This is a genomic window from Photobacterium profundum (assembly GCF_003026285.1).
Lineage (GTDB): Bacteria > Pseudomonadota > Gammaproteobacteria > Enterobacterales > Vibrionaceae > Photobacterium > Photobacterium profundum.
The window spans coordinates 107205-131314 of the sequence record NZ_PYOD01000003.1; the positions used below are offsets into that span (position 1 = coordinate 107205).

Annotated in this window: 17 protein-coding genes; 11 read left to right on the forward strand and 6 right to left on the reverse strand. The window is 40.3% G+C overall.

From position 1 onward, the window contains the following. Positions 1-137: 137 nt before the first annotated feature. The 3 genes from C9J48_RS10010 to nifJ all read left to right on the forward strand — a co-directional run bounded on the left by C9J48_RS10010 (position 138) and on the right by nifJ (position 6042). Complete coding sequence (locus C9J48_RS10010; RefSeq protein ID WP_006229959.1) at positions 138-563, forward strand: type II toxin-antitoxin system RelE/ParE family toxin; 426 nt, start codon at positions 138-140, stop codon at positions 561-563. A gap of 243 nt (positions 564-806) precedes the next feature. Further along, on the forward strand, positions 807-2459 hold the full coding sequence (locus tag C9J48_RS10015; protein ID WP_006229958.1) for an NAD(P)-binding protein: 1653 nt from the start codon (positions 807-809) through the stop codon (positions 2457-2459). Positions 2460-2469: 10 nt separating this feature from the next. Continuing rightward, a complete protein-coding gene (gene nifJ / locus C9J48_RS10020; protein WP_006229957.1) occupies positions 2470-6042 on the forward strand; it encodes a pyruvate:ferredoxin (flavodoxin) oxidoreductase in 3573 nt (1190 codons plus the stop codon). Positions 6043-6231: 189 nt separating this feature from the next. Here nifJ and C9J48_RS10025 read toward each other — a convergent pair whose 3' ends face one another. The 3 genes from C9J48_RS10025 to C9J48_RS10035 form a co-directional block, all read right to left on the reverse strand. Next, on the reverse strand, positions 6232-9384 hold the full coding sequence (locus C9J48_RS10025; RefSeq protein ID WP_006229956.1) for a cadherin repeat domain-containing protein: 3153 nt from the start codon (positions 9382-9384) through the stop codon (positions 6232-6234). A gap of 460 nt (positions 9385-9844) precedes the next feature. Continuing rightward, positions 9845-10741 (reverse strand): 1,4-dihydroxy-2-naphthoyl-CoA synthase, encoded by an 897-nt coding sequence (locus tag C9J48_RS10030; protein WP_006229955.1) that lies wholly within the window; start codon positions 10739-10741, stop codon positions 9845-9847. A 478-nt stretch (positions 10742-11219) separates the two neighbouring features. After that, positions 11220-12716, reverse strand: a complete 1497-nt coding sequence (locus tag C9J48_RS10035; protein ID WP_006229954.1) for a PTS transporter subunit EIIC — start codon at positions 12714-12716, stop codon at positions 11220-11222. Positions 12717-13642: 926 nt separating this feature from the next. On the opposite strand from C9J48_RS10035, the gene C9J48_RS28480 reads away from it, so the two are divergent. Then, positions 13643-13819, forward strand: coding sequence for a DUF723 domain-containing protein (locus tag C9J48_RS28480; RefSeq protein WP_507022034.1), 177 nt, complete (start codon positions 13643-13645; stop codon positions 13817-13819). A 638-nt stretch (positions 13820-14457) separates the two neighbouring features. Next, complete coding sequence (locus C9J48_RS10050) at positions 14458-15024, forward strand: DUF2913 family protein (RefSeq protein WP_006229951.1); 567 nt, start codon at positions 14458-14460, stop codon at positions 15022-15024. 218 nt (positions 15025-15242) lie between these two features. Here C9J48_RS10050 and C9J48_RS10055 read toward each other — a convergent pair whose 3' ends face one another. Together C9J48_RS10055 and C9J48_RS10060 are read right to left on the reverse strand one after the other, a co-directional pair. Continuing rightward, the gene (locus C9J48_RS10055; RefSeq protein WP_006229950.1) at positions 15243-16427 is read right to left on the reverse strand and encodes an MFS transporter; all 1185 of its coding nucleotides are present in this window, start codon (positions 16425-16427) and stop codon (positions 15243-15245) included. An 84-nt stretch (positions 16428-16511) separates the two neighbouring features. Then, complete coding sequence (locus C9J48_RS10060) at positions 16512-17180, reverse strand: SDR family oxidoreductase (RefSeq protein WP_006229949.1); 669 nt, start codon at positions 17178-17180, stop codon at positions 16512-16514. Between the two features lie 118 nt (positions 17181-17298). On the opposite strand from C9J48_RS10060, the gene C9J48_RS10065 reads away from it, so the two are divergent. Further along, positions 17299-18222: a LysR family transcriptional regulator gene (locus C9J48_RS10065; protein ID WP_006229948.1), complete on the forward strand. Its 924-nt coding sequence runs from the start codon at positions 17299-17301 to the stop codon at positions 18220-18222. Between the two features lie 212 nt (positions 18223-18434). On the opposite strand, the gene C9J48_RS10070 is transcribed toward C9J48_RS10065, so the two are convergent. After that, positions 18435-19484, reverse strand: coding sequence for a LacI family DNA-binding transcriptional regulator (locus C9J48_RS10070; RefSeq protein ID WP_006229946.1), 1050 nt, complete (start codon positions 19482-19484; stop codon positions 18435-18437). 208 nt (positions 19485-19692) lie between these two features. Here C9J48_RS10070 and C9J48_RS10075 point away from each other — a divergent pair, with 208 nt between their 5' ends. From C9J48_RS10075 to C9J48_RS10095, 5 genes are read left to right on the forward strand one after another with little or no spacing between them, the layout of a single operon-like run. Further along, positions 19693-21453, forward strand: a complete 1761-nt coding sequence (locus C9J48_RS10075) for a class I mannose-6-phosphate isomerase (RefSeq protein ID WP_006229945.1) — start codon at positions 19693-19695, stop codon at positions 21451-21453. A 2-nt stretch (positions 21454-21455) separates the two neighbouring features. Then, entirely contained in the window at positions 21456-21884 is a 429-nt protein-coding gene (locus C9J48_RS10080; RefSeq protein WP_006229944.1) for a PTS sugar transporter subunit IIA, read from the forward strand. A gap of 9 nt (positions 21885-21893) precedes the next feature. After that, positions 21894-22391 carry a PTS sugar transporter subunit IIB gene (locus C9J48_RS10085; protein ID WP_006229943.1) on the forward strand — a complete coding sequence of 166 codons (498 nt, stop codon included), beginning with the start codon at positions 21894-21896 and terminating at the stop codon, positions 22389-22391. Positions 22392-22432: 41 nt separating this feature from the next. Next, entirely contained in the window at positions 22433-23236 is an 804-nt protein-coding gene (locus C9J48_RS10090; protein WP_006229942.1) for a PTS mannose/fructose/sorbose/N-acetylgalactosamine transporter subunit IIC, read from the forward strand. Beyond that, on the forward strand, positions 23236-24084 hold the full coding sequence (locus C9J48_RS10095) for a PTS system mannose/fructose/sorbose family transporter subunit IID (protein ID WP_006229941.1): 849 nt from the start codon (positions 23236-23238) through the stop codon (positions 24082-24084). The genes C9J48_RS10090 and C9J48_RS10095 overlap by 1 nt, the downstream gene beginning before the upstream one ends. Positions 24085-24110: the final 26 nt, after the last annotated feature.

Consider the following 24110-nt stretch of genomic DNA (forward strand, 5'->3'; position numbering starts at 1 on the left):
TTTTAATGCCTTATACAATGTAAGTGAATTTCTTTTTTTTATTGATAAGTTATTATTATTTAACTAATCGAGTTGGTATGAATATATTTTTCAACTATCGAGTGTTTAATATGGATGACAATATTTAAATTTTAATTATGAAAATATTAATCATAGAAAAAGCAGGTTGTACCTCAAGATTTGATTGTTTTTTGGGAATGCTTTCAAAAAAGTTATCTTATGCGATATGTAAGAAGTTATATACGTATAGTGAGCTTGATGACGTGTATTATTGTAATCGATTGAAAATACTTAACCCCAAAGTATGGGGGTATTCTGGTGTGATTTATAAGCTTCGAGTTGATTGTAAAAAAGAATCTGTAAGAATACTTTTTGTAAAAATTAAAAATAACAATTTAGTTATATTACATGCCTTTATAAAGAAAACAAGAAAAACGCCTAATAAGGAAGCTAAGATCGCTATACATAATTTTAATCAATTAGGAGGAGGTGAAAATCTGAGGCCTTTAAACTTAAACAAATATCTCTTAACGTATGGCGATGTTAAAAGAGTGAGTATTTAAAATATAAGTTATACGTTTAAATGTCCAATGTTGATTGTTATGTTTTCTCTGGATGTTTTGATATTTCACTTAATTACGTAGTGGTTATATTTCAAATTATAATTCTTGGTGTTCTTGTTTTAAATTCTGCATTCGAACGTTTTAATCTATTTGTCTTGGATATTATTCTCAAATTAAAATCTATTTAATGTTGTTATTGATCTGAAGATTAAAGTCCATGTCTTAACACATAAAGGAACAGATATGTCTGAAAAGCAAATTGTAAGAAAGTCAGATCTTTTCAACCTAACAGGTACTGGGCCAAAGCCTGCGATACTACCTGTGTATAAAGACTATTTACCGCCTTGCAATCAAAGCTGTCCTACCGGCAATGATATTCAAGGTTTTCTTGCTTTAGTTCGTGAGCGAGAGTTTAAAAAAGCATGGAAAAAACTGGTTATCAATCAACCTATGCCAGCCATTCATGGTCGTGTTTGCTATCACCCATGTGAAACAGGTTGTAATCGAGTTAACAGTGACTCTTCAGTGTCAATACAACAAGTTGAACGTATGCTTGGCGATTTGGCATTAAATCAAAATTGGTCATACCCTCAGATCACTGAAGAATCAGGACAAAAAGTACTGATTATTGGTGCTGGTCCTTCAGGCCTTGCTGCTGCTTATCATTTACGTTTGGCGGGCCACCAAGTCGAAATTCGTGATGCAAATCCAATTGCTGGCGGCATGATGAATTATGGTATTCCAGCGTATCGCTTACCTCGTGACATCTTACAAGCTGAAATCAAAATGATTGCAGATATGGGTGTCAAAATAACGCTAAACCATAAAGTTGAAGATGTCATAAAAGAGAAACAAAACGATGGGTTTGATGCTGTTTTTCTGGCAATTGGCGCACAAATTGGTCGTCATCTTGATATTCCAAAGCAAGATTGTGGCCCAATCATGGAAGCTACTGAGTTTTTAAACCTTGTTGGTAATAATCAACAACCCAAATTAGGGCGTCGTGTTGCCGTTCTTGGTGGTGGTAACACTGCAATGGATACTGCGCGAGTTGCGAAACGACTTGGTGCAGAAGAAGCAATGATCATTTTCTTTTCTGATCGTAACAATATGACAGCGCATGAATTTGAAGCGGCTGAAGCAGAAGCTGAAGGTGTAAAAATTCATTGGCTACGCAATCTTATCTCAGTGAATGGTAATGACTATAAAGTTGAAATCATGACGCTAGATGAGAATGGTATTGCTCAGCCGACAGGTGAATACGAAACCTTACATGCAGATGCAATGGTATTAGCTATTGGTCAAGATATTGAAAGTCAGTTACTTAGCCATGTTTCAGGTGTCACTATTAATTCAGATGGCACCATTCTCGTCAATGAACACATGATGACAGGCTATGAAGGTTTGTTTGCCGGTGGCGATATGGTGCCTTCATCTCGCTCTGTGACTATCTCTACTGGTCATGGTAAGAAAGCAGCGCGCAATATTGATGCTTGGCTTCGTGGTGGTACTTATATCAGTGAAGAGAAACATCAAGTTGTCACTTACGACATGCTTCAGCTTTGGTATCAAATCGACTCAGATCGAAGTCTAATACACGAAATTGATGTCGCCGAACGTGTAAAAGACTTTACTGAAGTGGTTCAAGGGTTAAGCCAAGAACAAGCTGTTTATGAAGCAACACGCTGTTACAGCTGCGGTAATTGTTTTGAATGCGACGGTTGCTATGGTGCCTGTCCAGAAGAGGGCGCGATACTCAAACTTGGTAAAGGTAACCGCTACAAATTTGATTACGACAAATGTACGGGGTGTCAGGCCTGCATGAATCAATGTCCATGTCATGCAATTGATATGCTCCCTGTAACTAATACAAATCAAAAACCAAATAATCAATAAGGGGTACGCTATGTCACATCAATATAAAACAATGGATGGCTGTACAGCTGTTACCCATATTGCTTACCGTACTAATGAAGTAGCGGCAATTTATCCGATCACGCCTTCTTCGCCAATGGCCGAATTAGCGGATCAATTTGCAGCAGAAAAGAAATTAAATCTTTGGGGTGATATTCCTAATATTATTGAAATGCAATCTGAAGGTGGTGCTGCTGGTGCAACCCACGGTTCATTACAAACAGGCGCGCTAACAACAACCTTTACCGCATCACAAGGCTTGTTGTTAATGATTCCAAATATGTACAAGATTGCGGGTGAATTAACTTCGACTGTATTTCATATTGCTGCACGTTCATTAGCGACGGGAGCATTATCTATCTTTGGTGATCACCAAGATGTTATGGCTTGTAATCAGACGGGTTTTGCAATGCTTGCATCAAGCTCTGTACAGCAAGCTCACGATAATGCGTTGATTGCTCAAGTTGCGACTTTGGAGTCTCGAATTCCTTTTATGCACTTCTTTGATGGTTTTAGAACCTCTCATGAAGTTAATAAAATTGAAGTGATCTCCGACGATGTCATTCGCGAAATGATCAATGATGAATTTGTTATTGCCCACCGTAAACGCGCTTTAGCACCAGAACGGGCATTTATTCGTGGTACTGCACAAAACCCTGATATTTATTTTCAAGGGCGAGAAGCAGTGAATCCATTCTACAAAGCTGTGCCACAGATTGTAGAAAATGCCATGAATAAATTTGCTGACTTAACAGGGCGCCAATATAAGCCTTTTAGTTATTATGGTGATCCTGAAGCAACTTCCGTGATAATTATCATGGGGTCTGGTGCTCAGACAACACGCTTAGTTGTTGATGATTTAAATGCCAAAGGGGCAAAATTAGGTCTGATTGAAGTACATCTATACCGTCCATTTGCGGCCGATTACTTCATGAAAACCCTGCCTGTAACGTGTCAGCATCTTATTGTTATGGATCGCTGCAAGACACCCGGCGCAGTTGCCGAGCCGCTTTACACTGATGTAATGAGTGTATTAGCTGAACAGTGCTCAATGGGTAACCTAGCAGCTATGCCTAAATTAACTGGGGGGCGCTATGGTTTATCTTCAAAGCAATTCACGCCAGCTATGGTGAAAGCGGCATTTAATAATGCTATTAGTGAAAACATTATTCGTCAGTTTACGGTTGGTATTTATGATGATGTTAGTTTCACTAGCTTGACCATCGACAACAATTATACGTTAGAGCCTGTTAATTCAGTTCGAGCCATTATTTATGGTTGGGGTTCAGATGGAACTGTTGGCGCAAGTAAAAGTACCATCAAAATTATTGGTGGTATTGATGGTAAGTTTGTACAAGGTTATTACGATTACGATTCTAAGAAGGCAGGCTCTCGCACCGTCTCTCACCTTCGTTTTGGTGAACACCTTATTGAAGCACCATGGATGATTGAGCGCGCGTCATTTGTTGGCATTAATCAATTTAATTTCTTAACGAAATTTGATTGTCTTGAACACGCAGAGGTTGGTGCAACTGTATTGTTGAATTCCCCATATAATGCAGATGATGTTTGGTCTCAGCTACCTTATGCCGTTCAACAACAAATCATTACTAAAAAATTATCACTTTATGTACTCGATGCGATGAAAGTCGCTGCTGAAACCAACATGGGACGTCGTATTAATACGATCATGCAAACTGGTTTCTTTATGTTGGCTAATGTTTTTCCTCAACAAGAAGCTATTGCTCAAATCAAGCATTCCATTGAAGTTACTTATGCTCGTAAAGGGCAACGTGTTATCGAAATGAACTGGAATGCGGTTGATCATGCGGTTTCAGCGACTCAAAAAGTGATGGTACCAACCACAGTTACATCACAAATTGGAATAAAAGAAACCATTACCGACCAGCACCCCGTCTTTCTTCAAAAAGTTACCAAAGAAGTCATGGCGATGCGTGGTGATTTGATCCCTGTATCAGAAATTCCAGCTGATGGTACATTCCCATCAGGGACTACACAATTTGATAAGCACCGCCAAGCGGTTAGCGTACCAAGTTGGGATTCTGAATTATGTATTCAGTGTGGTAACTGTTCGTTTATTTGCCCACATGCAACAATTAGAGCCAAACTATATCGCAAAGATGCCCTTGATACGGCACCTGAGAACTTCAAGTATGCAGATGTTGCAGCACGTGGTTTTCCTGATATGGCTTATTCTATTCAAGTGTATGCCGAAGATTGTATGGGTTGTACACTTTGTGTTGATGCCTGTCCTGCTCACTGCGCAACAGACTCAAACCGTAAAGCTTTACAGATGGTGCCTGCTGTTGATGAATGGGAAAAACAAGCGGTAAACGTTGAGTTCTTTGACGATCTACCATTGTTACCAATCAATCAAGTTGATTACTCAACGGTAAAAGGTGTGCAATTTTTACCACCTCATTTCCAGTTTCCGGCGTCTTGTGCCGGATGTGGCGAGACTGCGGTTGTGAAAACTATCAGTCAATTGTTCGGTGAACGCTTAATGATTGCAAATGCCACAGGCTGTTCTTCAATCTATGGCGGTAACATGCCAAGTACACCATGGACACAAGGTGCAAATGGCTGTGGCCCCGCATGGTCAAACTCACTATTTGAAGATAATGCAGAATTTGGATTGGGTTACCGTATTTCAGTCGATCATCAAGAAAAGGCAGCACGACGTTTACTCAATGAGCTTCAGCATCACATTGGTGCAGAGCTGGTTCAGGCTGCATTGAATGCTGACCAAAGTACGGAAGTTGGTTGTCGCGAGCAGCGGGAACGTGTTACAGAAATTCGTCAACACATTCATGGGCACCCAAAAGCAGCCGAACTTGATTCAGTTATAGATGCTATGGTTAAACGTTCAATTTGGTTAATGGGTGGTGATGGCTGGGCCTATGACATTGGTTATGGTGGTTTGGATCATGCACTTGGTACCTCACGCAATATTAATATTTTGGTGATGGATACAGAAGTGTACTCTAATACTGGTGGGCAAGCGTCAAAAGCAACGCCGTTAGCTGCAACTGCAAAATTTGCTGCTGGTGGTAAACCAACATTCCGTAAGGAATTAGGCTTACAAGCTATTTCATACGGTAATGTTTATGTGGCTCAAATCTGCTTAAATTCTAATCCACAACAAGCACTACAAGCGCTACGTGAGGCCGAAGCTTATGATGGACCGTCATTGATTCTGTCTTACAGCCCATGTATCGCACATGGCTTTGACATGACTCAAGCTCGTCAGCAAGCGATAAAAGCGGTTCAGTCTGGGCATTGGCCTTTGTATCGTTATAATCCGGCATTGAAAGAGCGAGATGTTAATCCATTCATGCTTGATTCACTTCGTCCATCGATTACCAAAGCGGATTTTATGAATGCAGAAAATCGCTTCAGTAATTTATTTAAAACTAATCCAGAAAATGCTGACGCTATGTTTGCTCAAGCACAACAAGTTGCATTAAGTAAATGGGCCGTATTTGAAGAGATGGCAGAGACGAACCCTAGTTGGTTTATGCCGGAACTTAGTGCTTTGAAATAATATATTTAGACGCTGTTTGTTAGATAATTAAAAGGAAGGCTAAGTGTTTGCACACTTAGCCTTTAAAGTACCAGTTACCGCCTTTCTTGATTTTGCTGTTTTATGTTTTGTTTCTGCCAGTTTTTGGAAAATAAAAAACTGAGCGGTAAAGCACACTCGGTTTAACACTAAGCGATATAAATCAGCTTATTAGATGCTAAATTTTAGGTTTACTGTATTCCATTCGTAGACTTTGCGCATTTTACTTTGAGCATCAGCGTCAATGGATTCTAGGTATCCTTTTTTATCTTCATCTAGTTTATGGTGTTCAACATACGAACCACCTGTTGGTGTATCAATAAAGTCGAACTTACCTGAGCGGAATATAACGAGTGGGTTGAGCAACTCCCACTCACCAGCAGTTAGATAGTGGTTATCCAATACTGTGAATTTGGTGAAGCGGTTGGCACGTTCCCCTTCTATTTTGCAATCATTCTGTCCATCAGTATCGAAATTGATGGTCATATTTGGTGTTAATGAGTTGCTATCGCTATAAGTTGATTCACAACCATCATAACGACTGATCAATACTGCTACTGCTTTTATTTCCTTTATATCATCGCTGCCAACAGGCTTAACTTTAAGAATGGTATAGTAACCATTGCCGTAAGTTGTTATGTCTGTTTGTGATGGTAAGTAACGACTTGTATAGCCCTTAAAGTGGAACGAACTTCGTAATAGTTTGTTGTAACGAGTGCTATTTAGGTCACTTTCAATAACTTGTGATTGGTTAGAGTTAGAAAATGTAACTGTGTAGTCTTTATCTGAGTCATTCGGCAGTGGTGGGTGAATTTTAATTACACCATAATCTGCTTGCTCGGAACCGCTTTTTGCTGCTTGGTATTTTTCGCTTTCACTCTCTGTGACTGCAAAATTGACAGCAAATGGATAATCTTGAATATCAGAAATTGTGCCTAAGCGAGTATTGAAGTTATAGTTAAATCGAGGGGCAGGTGAGGCCGCTTGTATAAACGTTCTCGCGCCGTACTGCTTAGAAATAACTTTAATCGACTTTTTTAGTTCTAACGGGGTGTAGTAGACATTAAGATCTTCAACTTCAATACCTGGATGCACTTCTTTTAGTACAGTAAGGTAGCTTCGTCCGTTCACTTGTTGGTAGTTTCTTGATGTACCTTTATAGGAAATGTACACATTGCCAGCAGATTTTAACTCGATATAACCATTTGCATTGTTAGTTACTTCAGCGATAACTGCATTATCGACAGTGAAGTTAAGCTTCCACAGGTTACGTGAAATGTTAGGCTGGTAGAACTTATCTCCACCAAGCGCGATCTCTGATGGATACTCAACGACTAAATCTGCTTTAGCTTGATGAACAGTTGCGGTAAAAGTGGCTTTGGATTCGGAAAAACTGTCGTTACCACTGTCAATCACTTCAATTGTCGTATTGCCAGCATTCTTAACTGTCATTAGGCCTGATGTACCGTCAATACTGACAACGTCTGCTGGGCTGCCGCTTTTTATACGGTAACTAACTGTGCCTTTTTTACCTTCGACGTTAGGTGCATCGATAGTTTTTGTATCAATTTGATACGTTGCTGATACAGAGCTAGTTGCTAGCGTTAAGCGGTTATCTGCTGGCGTGATATTAATCTCGACAGTTTTCTTCTCTGATTCCAGATATTGGTCATCTTGAGGCCAGTACAGTTCAAGGGTCGCAGAACCTGCTCGGTTAATGTTAATTACTTTAGCCGCTTGGTTTAGCGAAATCGCAGTATCTGAATTCGCTTTTACGCTAACAATTGGTGCTGTCGAAACAGGATTACTATCTTGTGCGTAATCATAGAGGTCAGAGAAATTAATAGTGCTTGCTGAATACTTCTGATTAACAGGGTTAACAGTAAAAGCATTACGGTTTGCACGTTCAACATTAACAGTTAATGTTGTTGTTGCAGTCTTGTATAGATCAGATGTGTCAGTTACTTTGACTGTTGTTACACCGGCTTTTAAGGCTGTTAGCTTATTACCATTTGCCGTTAAGATATTTGTATCTACGGGGTTGAGTTGCAATGTTCCTTTTTGGTCTGGAATTGAAACGATATGCTCAGACTTGGAATATGTGTAGTTGGCTGTCTGTGGTGTTAAGACTGGGTGCGTTGCTTTAACAACATTAAAAGTGACCACAGCTGATGCATCAACATAATTCAAACTTTTATCAGTTACTTTTACTTTAACTTCACCTAAGCCTTCCGTTAGGAAAGAGCCATTAGTTTTACTGATATTTTTGATGTTATTACCAGAGATAAGCTCATAGCTTAACTGTCCTTCTTGATGAGCTAACTGTACGTTCAATGGCTGAGTCATTGTTGAGTAAGGAATCTCGTTTGCAATACTCGCGTTAAAAACGGTAGGGCGATCGCCTTTTTCAACGTTTACATAAAAGCCATTTTGAGTTGCTGGTAGGCTTGAGTGTATAGATTTAAAGTCTACGCTGACGTAAGTTTTACCAACTTTTAAAGGCTGGATATTACCTGATGCTTTATCTATGTTTATGATTTCAGAGTCTTCTGCACGAAATATATAAGTCGCTTCGCTACTTAAAGTTTGACGAAATGGCTGTATACCATACTTCATTGTTATATCTTTGAAATCGTTGGTAATTGCTTTTCTAATATCAATGTGAAATGGGATCTTGTAGCCATCGTAATTTCGGTTACCTGCATCGACAATAAATCCAGTTGCAATACCTGAACGCTTAGGTTCAATCGTAAATGTATAACCACCTGCATATTGAAGATTAACGAGTTCGCGAGATGCAGAATCTAGCTCAATGCTTAAATCGCCGCGAGGGTTATCAACAGTGAAGCTTCTGGATGTATCTTTTTGATCAAGAATGACTTCATTTGAAAATGGATTTGGAGCTTTTGCCTTTTTAACTTTGATAGTAAAGGTTGAGCTAGAAGTTTGGTAGTCATCACTTGTGTCAGTCACTTTATAAGTGAGTTCCCCCGCGTTAAGTATGGTGAACTTATTATTGAAAGGGTCAAGGTCAGCAATATTGTTATTACTTGAGCTAAGCAGCTCATAGTTCAGCGTGCCAATTTGATTTTCGATAGTAAGGCTAACGTCATTATATTGACCGTACGTGAGCTCAATATCTTCAACATTTAGTTGCATTCTTGGCTGTTTGGACGGCTGAGGTACAGGGAGGCTTGTCGTTGGCTTTGTCGGTGCTGGGGTAGGGGTAATAGATTGCGATGATGAGTCATCACCACCTCCGCCGCCACACCCAGAAAGTGAAAGGCTAATTGAGATTAATATAGCAAGTGTTTTATATTTCATATAAGTATTTTCTGTTGTGGAATGGTTGTGTTTTTAAAATCAGACGTAACATTTGAACGGTGTTCTTTTGATGGCGAGCAAGTTATTACAAAATGTAAATATTTTCAATAGATATGACTGGAATATGGTTAATTATGTCTATTTTATTTGTACTCTCATGTGATTTTATAAATCAATAGGTACTTTATATATGAATGTTAATGTGCAAAAGAGATGCTTAGCATTTTGTCTGTGTAGGGGTCTCAAGCCTTATTGGAATTATAGAGATCATCGTAGGTATGGTTATCGGTGTGTCGAAAACCAAAGTGGGCTTAGCGTAGAGAGAAGTCGTCGATTGATGATATGATTTAAATAAAATGGCATTCATAAAAATGAATGCCATTTTTCTATTATCACATCAAGTATGAGTGAATATTCAATTCCTGCGAACAGGGTTTTAAATCAAAAAATTAGACTGGTATTAGTAATGCCAAGGAAAACGGCTGAAGTCTTGATCTCGTTTTTCCAAAAAGGCATCACGGCCTTCTTGTGCTTCTTCGGTGCCATAGGCTAGACGAGTTGCTTCACCTGCAAATAGTTGCTGTCCGACTAAGCCATCGTCAGACATGTTGAAACCGTATTTAAGCATGCGCATCGCGGTTGGTGATTTGCTATTGATCTCTTTAGCCCAAACAAGTGCTTCATTTTCAAGTTCAACGTGTTCAACAACCTTATTGACCATCCCCATGTCATAAGCTTCTTGTGCACTGTAGTTAAAACCACAGAAGAAGATTTCACGGGCACGTTTCTGGCCAATCATCTTGGCAAGGTAAGCCGAGCCGTAGCCTGAGTCAAATGATGCGACATCAGGATCTGTCTGTTTGAATACAGCGTGTTCTTTTGATGCAAGAGTTAAGTCACACACTACGTGTAAACTATGGCCACCACCTACTGCCCATCCTGGTACTACAGCGATAACGACTTTTGGCATAAAGCGAATCATACGCTGAACTTCAAGAATATGTAGTCGACCCATGCGAGCAACATCCGCTTTGCCTGCTTCTTCACCTTCGTATTTGTATCCGTCTTTACCTCGGATACGTTGGTCACCACCGGAAGAGAATGACCATTGGCCTTTTTTCGACGGGCCATTACCGGTTAGCAGTACACAGCCTACATCAGACGTTTGGCGAGCATGGTCAAGGGCAGTGAAAAGCTCATCTACAGTTTTCGGGCGAAATGCATTCAAGCAATCAGGGCGGCTGATTGCAATACGAACAGTCCCGTGTGCTTTGGCGCGATGATAGGTGACGTCTTCAAAATCAAAGCCAGGGACTTCATCCCATAGTTCAGGATTAAAAATTTCTTTGCTGGTCATGATTACGCTTGCCTCATTGGTTAGATGAGACAAGGCTATGACGTTAGCGATAAATGTCAATGATTTATGAAGAAATATGATAATCATCATAAGGATTGTTTGAGACTGGCTTATTATTCAAGCAAATCCTGCCAGAACCAATAACATTGTATTCCTACTTTACGATTTGAATTTCAACATCCCTGTTTATTCACTTAGATACAAAGGCCAATCTTTGTACTCGTGAACCGTTGCAATTTTGTCTAGCTGTGAAATATTATTTAAAATAGACCAACATTGATAGGAAGTGTCTCAACTGCACCTTTCGCTCACTTTGCTGAATTAACTTGATTTCGGGTATGGCTATGGTAGGGCAGAAAAAGTACAGTTCAAATTAGGGACATCCATTGATAATAAAAAAGTAGCTCTAGAGTGGAAACTAGAACTACTTTAAATTGCTTACTATTTACTTAGTTCAGGAGATAAACCTAAGTGTAAATTAGTTATTTTTTAGAGCTTCAGCTTTCTCTTTTGGTGTACGGTAATCGAAGAAGAAAATTAACGCCATTGGAACAATAAAGGCAACGGTAATCGCCGTAGCATAAACCCACATTGGACTAAATACTGGAATAGTTAGTAGTGAAGTAAAAGCAAAAGCTGTGGTTTTTACACCGCCAAGAGTTGCAATTACAAGTCCACCAGCCACACAACCTGGAAGCAGGCGAGAATAAATACGCTTAAAACGTAAGTGGATACCGTATAGAGATGGTTCAGAGATACCACCAAATAGACCTGCAGCTAACGCACCTACAGAAGTTTGACGCATCATCTTATCTTTTTCACGGATAGAGATCAGTAATACACCTGCTGTTGCACCGAAACAAGCGAAGTTCCATACACCCATTGGACCTTGGATAAAGTCATAACCCAAAGTTTGGATGTTTACTAGCATTAGCGCATTAAGTGGCCAATGTAGACCTAATGGAACTAGGAATGGGTATAGTAAAGGAATTAATAGTGCGAATACGAATGGCGCATTAGTATTTAACCAAGCTAGACCAGTACCTAAGTCAGTACCAATCCAAACACCTAGAGGACCGATTAAGAATGCCGTTAATGGAATCATGATCACTAACGATAAGAATGGAACAAATACCATCTGTACGTTTTCAGGGAATACCTTCTTCAAGAAACGATAAACAACCGCTAATACTGCAACCATGATTAACGGAACAAATACTTGACCAGAGTAATCATTAAGTTGCATTGGAAGCCCAAAGATATGAGCAACATGGGAGGTGATACCAAGCGTTGAGTCTTTAATGGAAGTGGTTGAGGCCATAGACGTTAATTTCTGGAAGTCAGGCGTCATTAAGGCTCCCATAATTGCAGCACCTAACCAAGGATCAACCTTCAGCTTTTTAGAGGCGTTGTAAGCAATCATGATAGGGAGGAAATAAAAGACGGTGTGCCACATTGAATCAACAAAAACCCAGCCAGCAGATTTATCACCACGAAAATCAACAATATGTAATGCATCTAATACTGCTGTCATAGCAATAATGAGAGATGCACCTAATAAAATTCCGAGAATTGGACGGAAAGAGTCAGAAAGGTACTCAAAAAAACCATCAACCCAAGCAATCTTGCCACGAACACCATTTGAACGAAGTTCAGCTTTTAGATCATCGTTTGATGCATCATCTTTTTCAGCTGGAGTACCTTCAGAACTCTCTCCATTCATTTCAGGTAGATTGTTAATCTCTGCCATCATTGATTGAACACCACCACCAATAACGATCTGGAAACGATCGCCACTTTGTGGGACTGCGCCCATGACTTCAGGAATTGCATCGATTGCGGCTTTATCCGCAATTTCACCATTATGTAACTCAAAACGCAGACGAGTAGCACAACAAGTCATAAATTTAATATTACTTGCGCCACCAAGGCCCTTAATAATTTTTTGAGGTGCAGACTGTTTATTTTTAGACATTATATTTTAAACCTTTGATTTAAAAAATACCATGGTATTTATGGTCGGTCATTATTTTTATTTAAATGTTATTATTAAGTAAATACAGATAATAACCAGTAGCATGTTATATATAAAATCTAGGGAGATTAATTTTTTAATATAACGATGAATATCTAATTAATTTAATTATATATGTTTGGTGCTGATGTTAGCATATTGTCAGAAAGTGAATACTACTGAAATGACAATCAAAGATTTCAATTGATCTGTATGATAATTAAACAGTATTGCTATTCTTATATTATATGTTTGCGTGATTGATTATCATCATGGTGTATAATTATATCATAGCTAAACAATAAATAACTCGACCAAAATCAGATGCCGAAAAACTACCCGCAATGTGGTACAGATTAGCTCTCAAACATTCAGAAGATAAGTAAGCCACAGGAGCAAGCCTTCCAGCCTCCTTTGAAACCAAAATCATTGTAAAATATCCAAGACTAGGTTTATTAACTAAAAATAAACCCTTAACTTCCAATGGGGAACACCTCTTTCACAGTACAATCACATCTTAAAATCTGTACGTTTTCACCTCTAAAAACTATGTAAAAGTGTTCGTTAAATAAATTAGTTACATTGCAATAAAACATTATTTTCATTTGAAGGTAAGTTCTATAGATATGATCTTTAAAACGTGATTGTTTTTTACCAAAACAATACTTTTAGTATTAATCGAGAGTATTAATGCCTTGTGAAGAAGTTAAAACCGTCTAAACACTTGTCAAGATCGTGTTCGAAATGTGGTCATATAATAATAGTGGAAAAAAATAACAGAATATGAACTTCTGAGTTTCTACAGACAAAAAAATTTGGATGCCAGGGGGGCATTGGTGTTCTCCTGCATGGTTATGATAGGGGAAAAATAAGCCAGAGAAACGTTCATTCATAAAGGCAGGTACAACGACAATATAAAATACACTGGCGGTACATGCGATTTTACTATCAGTTGCGCTAAGCATGGTGACTTCATTCAGAGTGCATACGATCATATTACTGGCACTGGATGCCCAATATGTTTTGGGTATGGTTTTGATTATGACAAAGAAGGGTTTCTTTAATATTCTTCAATCTAGCTGCAATACGATGATGAAGGTTGGAATAACAAACGACATCGGAGAGCGCAAAAGAATCATTAGAACGGCAACCACAAACTGCGTATCTCTTATTAAGATATTATGTTCTCATCAGGTCTTGAAGCTTCTCGTGAAGCACAGAGAATAACTAGAGTAGCTCGAGCTATCGTATTTATACAAGGATGTTTACTCACTAATAAGAGAGTGTCGTTTTTATCAATATTGTTAATTGGGTTACTGTCATTGTACGTTTATTCTGAGGTGTACGAGGTGACCAACCTACAGGATTAGTTACATGCTCCTATCTAACTTGATGTCACCAATGTAAGATTCTAGCTCTTGTGTCAATGAAGCAGATAAACTGCCAGATGTTTGATTATCCAAATTTGAAGTAGTGAAAAGTGGACTGTTTTCGTATTTGAACGGAAATTCTCTTAAATTCAATATCAGTGTTTATAAGTCAAATAGATGTTTATAAGTCAAATAGATGTTTATCAGCCAAATAGATGCTTGAGCCTGTTCATATGCTGTTATTGGTAAGCATTGCGATCTAATGTTAGTTAGACATATATAAGCCGTCGGTAGTATGATGATTTGGACCTTAAAGTTTCAACGGAACAGAAATGAACTCAACGCTTCTTCTTGATATAACGACCCATGCTTTATTGCACATTGAATTTTGTAACCTTGATAAAAAACTAACCATTGCCGAACGAAACATCAAACTAAATCAGTTTCTAAAGCGTGCTATTAAATCCAATCGTTACAAACGCATTAAAAAGAATATTAAACAGTGGTTAATCACAGCTAAACTTAACGACGGATTGGAATCGTTACTTTTGTCTGAGCAGATGAAACTGATTGAAAATTGTTCGACTGATATGCACCGTTTTGTTGAACTGATCAGTATGGTCGAATCTCAGCTAACCACGAAGGTTCAGTTCGCTAATGCGCGTGAACTTGATTTACAGGCTCGGTTTGGTCAAGTACTCGTCTGTGTGATTGAATCTGACCTACAAGCTATTTTCGATGAAGAAGGGTTGATGATCAAAACAACTCAAATCCTATTCATCGGTTCACCAGAGTATAAAGATATATTTTCAGAACAAATCGATAAAAGCGATCATTTTCAATCAGTACTTGCTTACGAAGACGAAACGCATTTACGAATTGAACTTTGTCGATTTTAATCATCTCTTATTTTCAGAACTGATACTTATTATTGCTTCTTATATATTCAGAAGAACGTCAAGGCGAGCATTTTAGTCTTTATAGACAATGACTGTGTTTTCAAGCATTTCTCTGATGTATAAAACCCACTAATTCTTACTACTCGTAAAAATTAGTGGGCTTAGCTTTTTATTCTTATAAAGTTACATTATTTTTCATTATTAATTAATGGGTTACCTTAGATAAGGTTGGTTGCTAATTTACCTTGTGTTTTTTCACGTCTGTTTGCTTTAGCGATGAACAGTAAGCCAATTATTGGAACAATGATTGCCGCGAAAGGGATCATGCCAGCGCCTAGTTGGCTATCAAGCACCATGCCGCCAAGGAATCCACCAAACGCATTTGCTAAGTTAAAGGCTGAAATGTTCGCGGTTGCTGCAAGTTCCTGACCTTCACCACCATGATTCATCACTCGAAGTTGCATTGCGGGTACGTTTGCAAACGATGCAATACCAAATATAAATGCGGCGACGACAAACAAAATCTTGTTATCAACGACTAGACCTACAGCAACCAGTGAAATAATCATTGCAACAGCCCAGAACATGGATGCTTTGCCTAGGTTTTTGTCGGAAGAACGACCACCCAGAATATTACCAATGATTAGGCCCACCCCAACAATTACAAGGATCCAAGTAACGGCTTCTTCACCGTAACCTGTCGTGTGCATAGCAATGGGTGCAAGGTAGCCATATAGCGTCATAAAACCAGACCATGATAAAGCGGTAATCGCTAAGCTAATTAATAGCATGGGATTTTTGAATGCCATAAGCTGGGCTTTAATGTTCTTCGCTTCACCGTGGCCCGTTGATTTGATAGACGTTAGAATTGAAATCATTGCGACAGCACCGAATGCGGCAACAGTAAAGAATGTGTTGTGCCATCCGAACTGCAAGCTGATCCAAGTACCTGCAGGAACACCCAGTACATTAGCAAGAGTCAGACCTGCGAACATCTGCCCAACAGCACGGCCTGCCATTTTTTCTGATACCAAGTTGGTCGCGACAACAGCGCCAATGCCATAAAACGGACCCTGTACAAGACCTGCAATAACGCGGCTAACCAATAGTAAGTTATAGTTGGGTGCCAACGCTGACAGTATATTACCGATAATAAACAGTGCCATTAATCCTGTCAGTACAATCTTCTTATTAAAACGGGCTAAATAAATGGTTAAGATTGGACCGCCGATAACAATGGCTAATGCGTAAGCACTGATTAAGTAACCAGCCTGACCTTCAGTAATAGAGAGTGACGTTGCTATCTGAGGAAGAATACCTGCAATAACAAACTCTGCGGTGCCGATGGCAAATGCTGCGAGTGTTAAAATCCAGACTTGAAATGGCATTTTTTCTTTATTCATGATTAATTATCTCTACTTATTTTTCGATATTGATGGGCGTATTAATGGGATTTGTCTTGTACGCCCATGCAGCATTTTTATGTGTTAGTTGACTAAAGCGCCACCATCGATATCGATGATTGAGCCAGTCATGTATTGATTCGTGATTGCCATGACGTAAGCCATCGCAATATCTGATGCCTCGCCAACTTTACCAGCGGGTAAATTCTGTTTTGCGTTTTTATACATGGCTTCACGCGCTGTTTCATCCATGTTGTTATAGGCCGTGGTCATTGTGAGGCCAGGGCTGACAGCGTTAACTCGAATTGGTGACAGCTCTTTAGCGAGCACCTTCGTCACGGCTTCTAAAGCGGCATTAATGGCTGTTTTTGTGTAAGTGTTGGCAACTACTTTGCGTGAAAGCATTCCCGTTGTTAGCGTGATAGAACCATTCGGTGTCATATAACGAGCCGCATGTTTCGCGACATTAATTGTTCCCCAGAATTTGGTATCAAATGCTTTTTTCGCATCATCAATGGCGACATCTGTCACCTTTCCGGCAGGAGCGAATGAGCCAGCGGTAATAACAAGGTGATCGAAAGGGCCAATCGATTCGAAGTAACAATGCACCGCTTTTTCGTCACTGATATCTAGCCCTGTCTTACGGCTTGCAACATGGACAATGTTATTGCCATTATCGAAGTGTTTCGCGACGGCTTCCCCGATACCTGATGTGCCGCCAATGATGATGTACGTTGTTTTTTCCTGTCTCATAATTCGTTCCTTTTCGTTGTTCTTGTTGATGGTTGCCATTATATTTATTCGTATTAATTTGATAATTGAGTAAAATGTAAAGTCATTATTCGGATAACCTGAACAATAGGGGTGAGACGTGGACAAGTTTTCTGATATGGCAATGTTCGTGAGCATAGTGAAGCATCAAGGGCTAGCGGCTGCAGGGCGTGATCTTGGCCTTTCTCCAGCGACAATGACGGCAAGGCTTCAGGCACTTGAAGAGCGGTATGGTGTGAAGCTGCTTAACCGAAGCACAAGGCATGTATCACTTACAGACTCTGGTGAGCTCTACCATAAAGCCTGTATTGAGATATTGGATAACGTCAGTGAAGCTGAAAACCTGATCCAGAATGGAGTTAAGGAAGTGAAAGGTTCACTAAAAATCGTCGCACCCAAAGACATTGGTAAACAATATATTCTTCCTATATTGTCTGAGTTCTGTAAACAGTATCCAGATGTTGTGCCTTATTTATATTTGGACGACCACATCTCTAATATTGCTGAGTCAGGTATGGATATCGTGATTCGATATGGAGAGCTTGCAGATAGCAGTTTAATATCACGACGATTGTCACCAAGCCGACGAGTGCTATGCGCATCGCCCGAGTACCTATCAAAGCATGGAACGCCATTAAAGCCGCAAGACTTAGTTAACCATGATTGCCTAGCAATGCTTCGTAGCAATGAAGAACTAAAGACATGGCATTTTCAGGAACAAGATAAGAAGAACGCAATTACCGTTGTACCAAAGCGATTTTCAGATGATGGTGAGGTAATTAGATATTGGGCATTAGACGGAGTAGGGATTGCGCTTAAATCTGTTCTAGACGTGCAAGCTGATATTAATAACCTGCGTCTTGTTACGGTGCTCAATGGATACATGAAGAACTTCAACACATCGATGTCTGTATCAAGCGCAGACTTGAATGTCGTTTACATTAGTAAAAAGTATCAGCCAAAACGTATTCGATTATTTTTGGACTTTCTTTTTGAAAGATTTAGCAGCATGACCAAAATATGAGGGTAAAGCCGCTCCCTTTGTGTTTATGGTTTATTGCATTAGTGCTATTAAGCGAGCGACTCTCTTGTGCGGAAAAAGAGTTTCATCGGCAAAACGCCCAATTTATTTGCAGCTCATGATGACGATTGCCTCATTGGTTAGATGAGGCAAGGCTATGCGTTTATGCTAAATGTTAATGATTCATGGCGATGGTTTATGGTGAGTGATAACAATTATTGTGGGGGGGTATTGGGAGTAGGTTTATTATTTAAGCTGATTTCACTCGAGCAAGATTGCCTTATCATTAGCTTCGGTGGGAATATAAGGCTTTTAATCGGTTCCTCATTGCCATTCATTCGAGCTAAAAGGATTTCACCAGCAGCTCTACCGATCTCTTTTGCGCATACAGATATGGTCGTTAATGATGGGAAGGTATCTGAAGCCTCAGGAACATCATCAAATCCCACAACGGCAATATCTTTACCTACCGTCAAACCTCGATCTTTAATTGCCCGCATTACACCAAATGCCACAATATCCTGATAGCCAATAATCGCGGTAATTTGAGGGTGCTTTTCAAGCATTTTTCTTGTCTCAAGAGCACCTTCAGACCGGCTAGCCCCACAGGTACTAATATATTTTTCATTGAAGGGGATACCGTGTTCTATTAGTTTTGACATGTATCCACCTAAACGATGAGAACGAGTTTTGGATCTTTCTTGTCCACCGATAAAGGCAATGTGCTTGTGGCCTAGTTGGATTAAATGCTCGGTAGCGACCTGCAGTCCTAAAAAATTATTGGTGCCAACAAAATCAAATTGTCCTTCCCCTACGGGACGAACAGCAAGCACAACAGGAAAGCCTCGTCCTCTTACTGTTTTGAGGTAATCAACATTAGTATCAGTGGCTGGGCACATCACCATGCCGCCTGCATTTTGGCTAATTAGTGAGTCGATAAACTTATCTTGGCGCTCTACATTTTCTTCGGCGTTGGCTAAAAAAAGTAATGTATTTTGTTGTTCCAAATAATGGCTAAGTCCTGCAATCATCTCGGAATAAAACGGGTTGGTGATATCAGGAATGACTAACCCAACAAGATTGCTCCGCTTATGGCGTAAATTGGCAGCCGCTTGATTATAAACATATCCAAGTTCTTCAATTGCTTGCAGTACTTTACTGCGAGTGGCTTCTGATATTCGTCCTTTACTGGTTAAAACCATCGAAACTGTTGCGGTTGAAACTCCGCAATATTTTGCCACATCAGCAATGGTTGGTTTTGCCATAAATGTCCTTACATTTTGGTTAACTTTGCGATTAATCGTTTAACCCAATTTGAGCAAAAAAGCGGCGAATAACTGTGATCGATATCGATAAATTGGCATGTTTAAAGGGTTAATGAATGATAAATGATGGGTTAACCGCGTTAACCTATTTGATGGGAAGCGTACTTGCTGATTAATATATTACCAACAGATTAACCAAGGGTGATGTATGAAGTATCTATCTGGCAACTCGAATTATGACAAATTTCCGCATGTGGAAATTACAGGGTTTGGCAATCAAGCCTGGCAAGATTGGTCAACGATAGTTGCAGAAGTTGAACAACGAGTGAGTAATAACCAAAAGCATGTTTTGGTTATCGATACGTACCACGGTGTTGATCATAATGAGTTACTCGAGCAGCTCATCACGCCATTAAAGCCTAGCCACGTAGTATTTACAGACGAAGCTAAATATAGCGAAGAACACATCTTCGAGATGCTAGAGCGCAATATTACCGATGATCGTGTGTTTGGGGTGATTGCTCCGCATAAATTAAATGAGTTTTTTGATGCTGAAAAACTCTCCGAGATCAAACATCAAATTGAAAGTGCAACCGATGGTTTAATTGTGGTGTATGGCCACGGGGCAAAATTATTTGCTGAAGGTGATACGTTCATCTACGCCGATCTTGCGCGATGGGAAATTCAGCAGCGTTTTCGTCGTGGAGAGTTGGGTAACTGGGGCGTTGAAAATACCGATGAAGATGTTTTACGCCGCTATAAACGTGCATTCTTCATCGAATGGCGTGTCTTCGACCGTTATAAAACGAAACTACTCCCTCAAGCTGATTTTCTGTTGGATACAAACGTTGCACTAACGCCGAAAATGGTGACGGGTAAAGCATTTATGGCGGGTTTAGAACAAACCGTACAACAGCCTTTTCGTCTAGTGCCATTCTTTGACCCTGGCGTTTGGGGCGGACAGTGGATGAAGGAAGTCTGTGATTTAGATGAAACAAAGCCAAATTATGCTTGGTGTTTTGACTGCGTGCCTGAAGAAAATAGTCTTTTGCTTAAATACGATGATGTGATTGTTGAAGTGCCTTCCCAAGACCTCGTATTACTCGAACCTAAGCGATTGCTCGGTGAAGAAGTGCACGCACGTTTTGGGGCTGAATTTCCGATCCGCTTTGATTTTCTCGATACCATGGAAGGTCAGCACCTTAGCCTTCAAGTACACCCGTTGACCGAATACATCCAACAAGAGTTTGGTATGCATTACACTCAAGATGAAAGCTATTACATGCTTGATGTTGGTGATGATGCGAGTGTGTATTTAGGCACAAAAACGGGGACGAACCCCGACGAGATGATGGCAGATCTTGAAGCAGCACAGCGAGGAGAAAAGACCTTTGACGATGAACGTTTTATTAATCAATTTCCAGCAAAGAAACATGATCACTTTTTGATTCCAGCCGGCACTGTTCACTGTTCGGGTTCTAATTCTATGGTGTTAGAGATTAGCGCGACGCCGTATATCTTTACATTCAAACTCTGGGATTGGGACCGTTTAGGCTTAGACGGTCAACCTCGTCCGGTGCACCTTGACCACGGTAAAGAAGTTATTCAATGGAATTGCAATACGGAATGGTGTGAAGAGCATTTGGTGAATGCTATTACTCCTATTGCTGAAGGGAAAGGATGGCGAGAAGAGAAGACGGGACTCCATGAGCGAGAGTTTATCGAAACGCGCCGTCATTGGTTCAGCCAACCTGTTAGTCACAATACTGAGGGCAACGTCAATGTTCTGAACTTGGTGGAAGGCAAAGAGGCGCTGGTATTGAGCCCCGACAATTTATTTGCTCCATTTGTTGTTCACTATGCAGAAACCTTTGTTATTCCGGCTCAAGTAGGTGAATACATTATTCAGCCGTATGGGGCGAGTGAAGGGACAGAAATTGCAACCATTAAAGCATACGTAAGGGGTTAATTATGCTGCACTTTTTAATAGCAACTCATGGGCCACTGGCTAGTGCATTAATTTCAAGCGCAAAAATGGTGTTTGGTGAACTTCAGAATACATCGTGTGTATCGCTTACCGAAGAGGGCGGTATAGAGCAATTCAAACAAGACTTTAATACTGAGATTCGAGATATAGCCGGCCAAGTCGAGGGCATTGTGGTGCTCTGTGATTTGGAATGCGGTACACCTTATAACATTGCCTGTACTTACGCATTTGATGGGAGTTTTCCTGTTCCTGTTGAAGTAGTCACGGGCATTAATTTTCCAACGTTGCTGATGACGGCTGATTTTGTGGAAGAGTCAGATCCAGCATCCGTTGCACAGACATTACAACAAGAAGCGCTTAACACGATCGTGGTTGCAAAACCGGTGAGTGTTGAACAAGACGACGATTTTTAAGGAGCAAGCATGACTATTTCATTTGTAAGAATCGACGACCGTGTGATTCACGGTCAGTTAATGACTCGCTGGGCGAAAGAATTACCGTGTGATGGCATTGTGGCCATTGATGATGCAGTAGCTGCCGATCCATTACTTTCCCAGGTAATGAAAGGGGCGGTGACCGATGTGAAAGTCTGGTTATTTGATGCAGATACAGCGATTAGTAAGCTGCCGAAAGTGATTGCGAGTGATAAGAAATATTTTGTTATTGCCAAATCACCAGTCACGCTGCAGAGAATCAGCGAAGCCGGTATCGATCTTTCTAATTTAAATGGAAAGATTAATGTAGGCCCAATGAGTGCACGAGAAGGAACGACAACAATAGGAAATAATCAGAGCGTAAACCCAGATGAAGTTTCAGCTTTTGAATACCTATCTCAATTGGGGCATCAAATAGATTTCCGGCTTGTTCCGGATGCTAGCGCCTACAACTGGGATACCGCACAGAAAAAATTAAATAAATAACAGCGGTCCAAATTTTTTGACGTGATTAGAAGGAACAGATTATGTTTTTTGAAGCAGTTGTTATCGGGATACTGTGTTATCTCGGTGCGTTATCAACCCCTTGGTTGCTAGGTCTTACTGGTGGCTGGTACACATTAAGTCGACCATTGGTTTCTGGAATGTTGGTTGGCATTGTATTAGGTGATATTCAGACGGGTATAATGGTGGGTGTAGCTGTTCAGGCAGTCTATATTGCGATGGTGACACCAGGTGGTTCGATGCCAGCCGATCTTAACTTTGTCGCGTACCCTGCTGTTGCACTCGGTATTATGTCGGGGCAGGGGGTCGAAGTAGCCGTCGCGATTGCGGCAACAATTGGTATTGCAGGAACCATTATTTTTAACTTCATGATGGTACTGAACTCTTATTGGAATCACCGTGCCGATTTGTCGGTAGATGATGGTGATGACAAGGGGGTATATATGAATACCGCTATTTATCCTCAGATCACCAACTTTTTGATGCGCTTCATTCCTACCTTTATCGCTGTTTATTTTGGCAATCAATATATCGAAGGCTTCATGGCAAGCTTGCCTGATTTGGTTATTAATACCATGACTGTACTGGGTGGTATCTTGCCTGCCGTTGGTATCGCCATCTTGCTAAAACAAATAATCAAAGAAACGTCGATGCTGATTTATTTCCTTGTTGGTTTTGTCTGCATTGTCTTTCTGAACCTCAATATGGTTGGTCTTGTGATGATCGGTGCACTGTTTGCGTTACTGCATTACAACTACAAGCCAGATCCACAGCCTACGGCTGTAACACCAAATCAAGTAATGGATGACGATGAGGATGAATTCTAATGACTACAAAACATGATCAACTCAGCACTGATATTAATGCCAAGATCGCGTTGGATAAGAAAGACCTCATTAAATGTTGGCGTTCGTGGATGATGTACAACCTTTCATCAATGAGTTTCGAGCGTTTGGCGTCATTCGGCTTTTGCCTTGGAATAATGCCTGCACTTAAAAAGCTTTATCCCAACAAAGATAAGCGTCAGGAGGCAATGAAACGCCACTCCTCTTTCTATAATACTGAACCACAGCTCGGCGCCATCATCAGTGGTTTGGCGGTGGGTTTAGAAGAAAAGAAAGCCAATGGTGAGCCTATTGATGGCGAAACTATTAATACGTTGAAAGTCGGTTTGATGGGGCCGATTGCTGGTATTGGCGATTCTATGGTACCCGGCATGCTTGTACCTATTCTTCTCAGCATAGGTATGGCCTTGGCTGCTGGTGGCAGTATGCTAGGACCACTGTTTTATATTATTGCATTTAATGCCATTGTCATTGTCGGTTCTTATACCTTGTTTATGAAGGGATATAAGATGGGTACGGGTTCAGTCGAAGTACTGGTTAGCCATAAATCGACAAAAATTCGAGAGGCGCTCTCGTTGCTGGGGGTCTTTGTGATGGGGGGCGTGGCTGCGAGTTATGTCAACCTTGGTACAGGGCTTGAGTTTGTAACCAGTGATGGTGTAGATATCAATGTTCAGGCGATGCTTGACGGCATTTTCCCTAAATTGATGCCATTGGTGATTGTACTTGGAACCTGGTATGCAATGGCAAAGAAAAACCTAAGCCCAGTAAAAGCCATGTTGTCTTTGGTTGTTATCTCGGCCATTGGTGTCGCGATTGGCTTCTTTTAAGGTAAGCGAATAATGAGAGGGCTTTG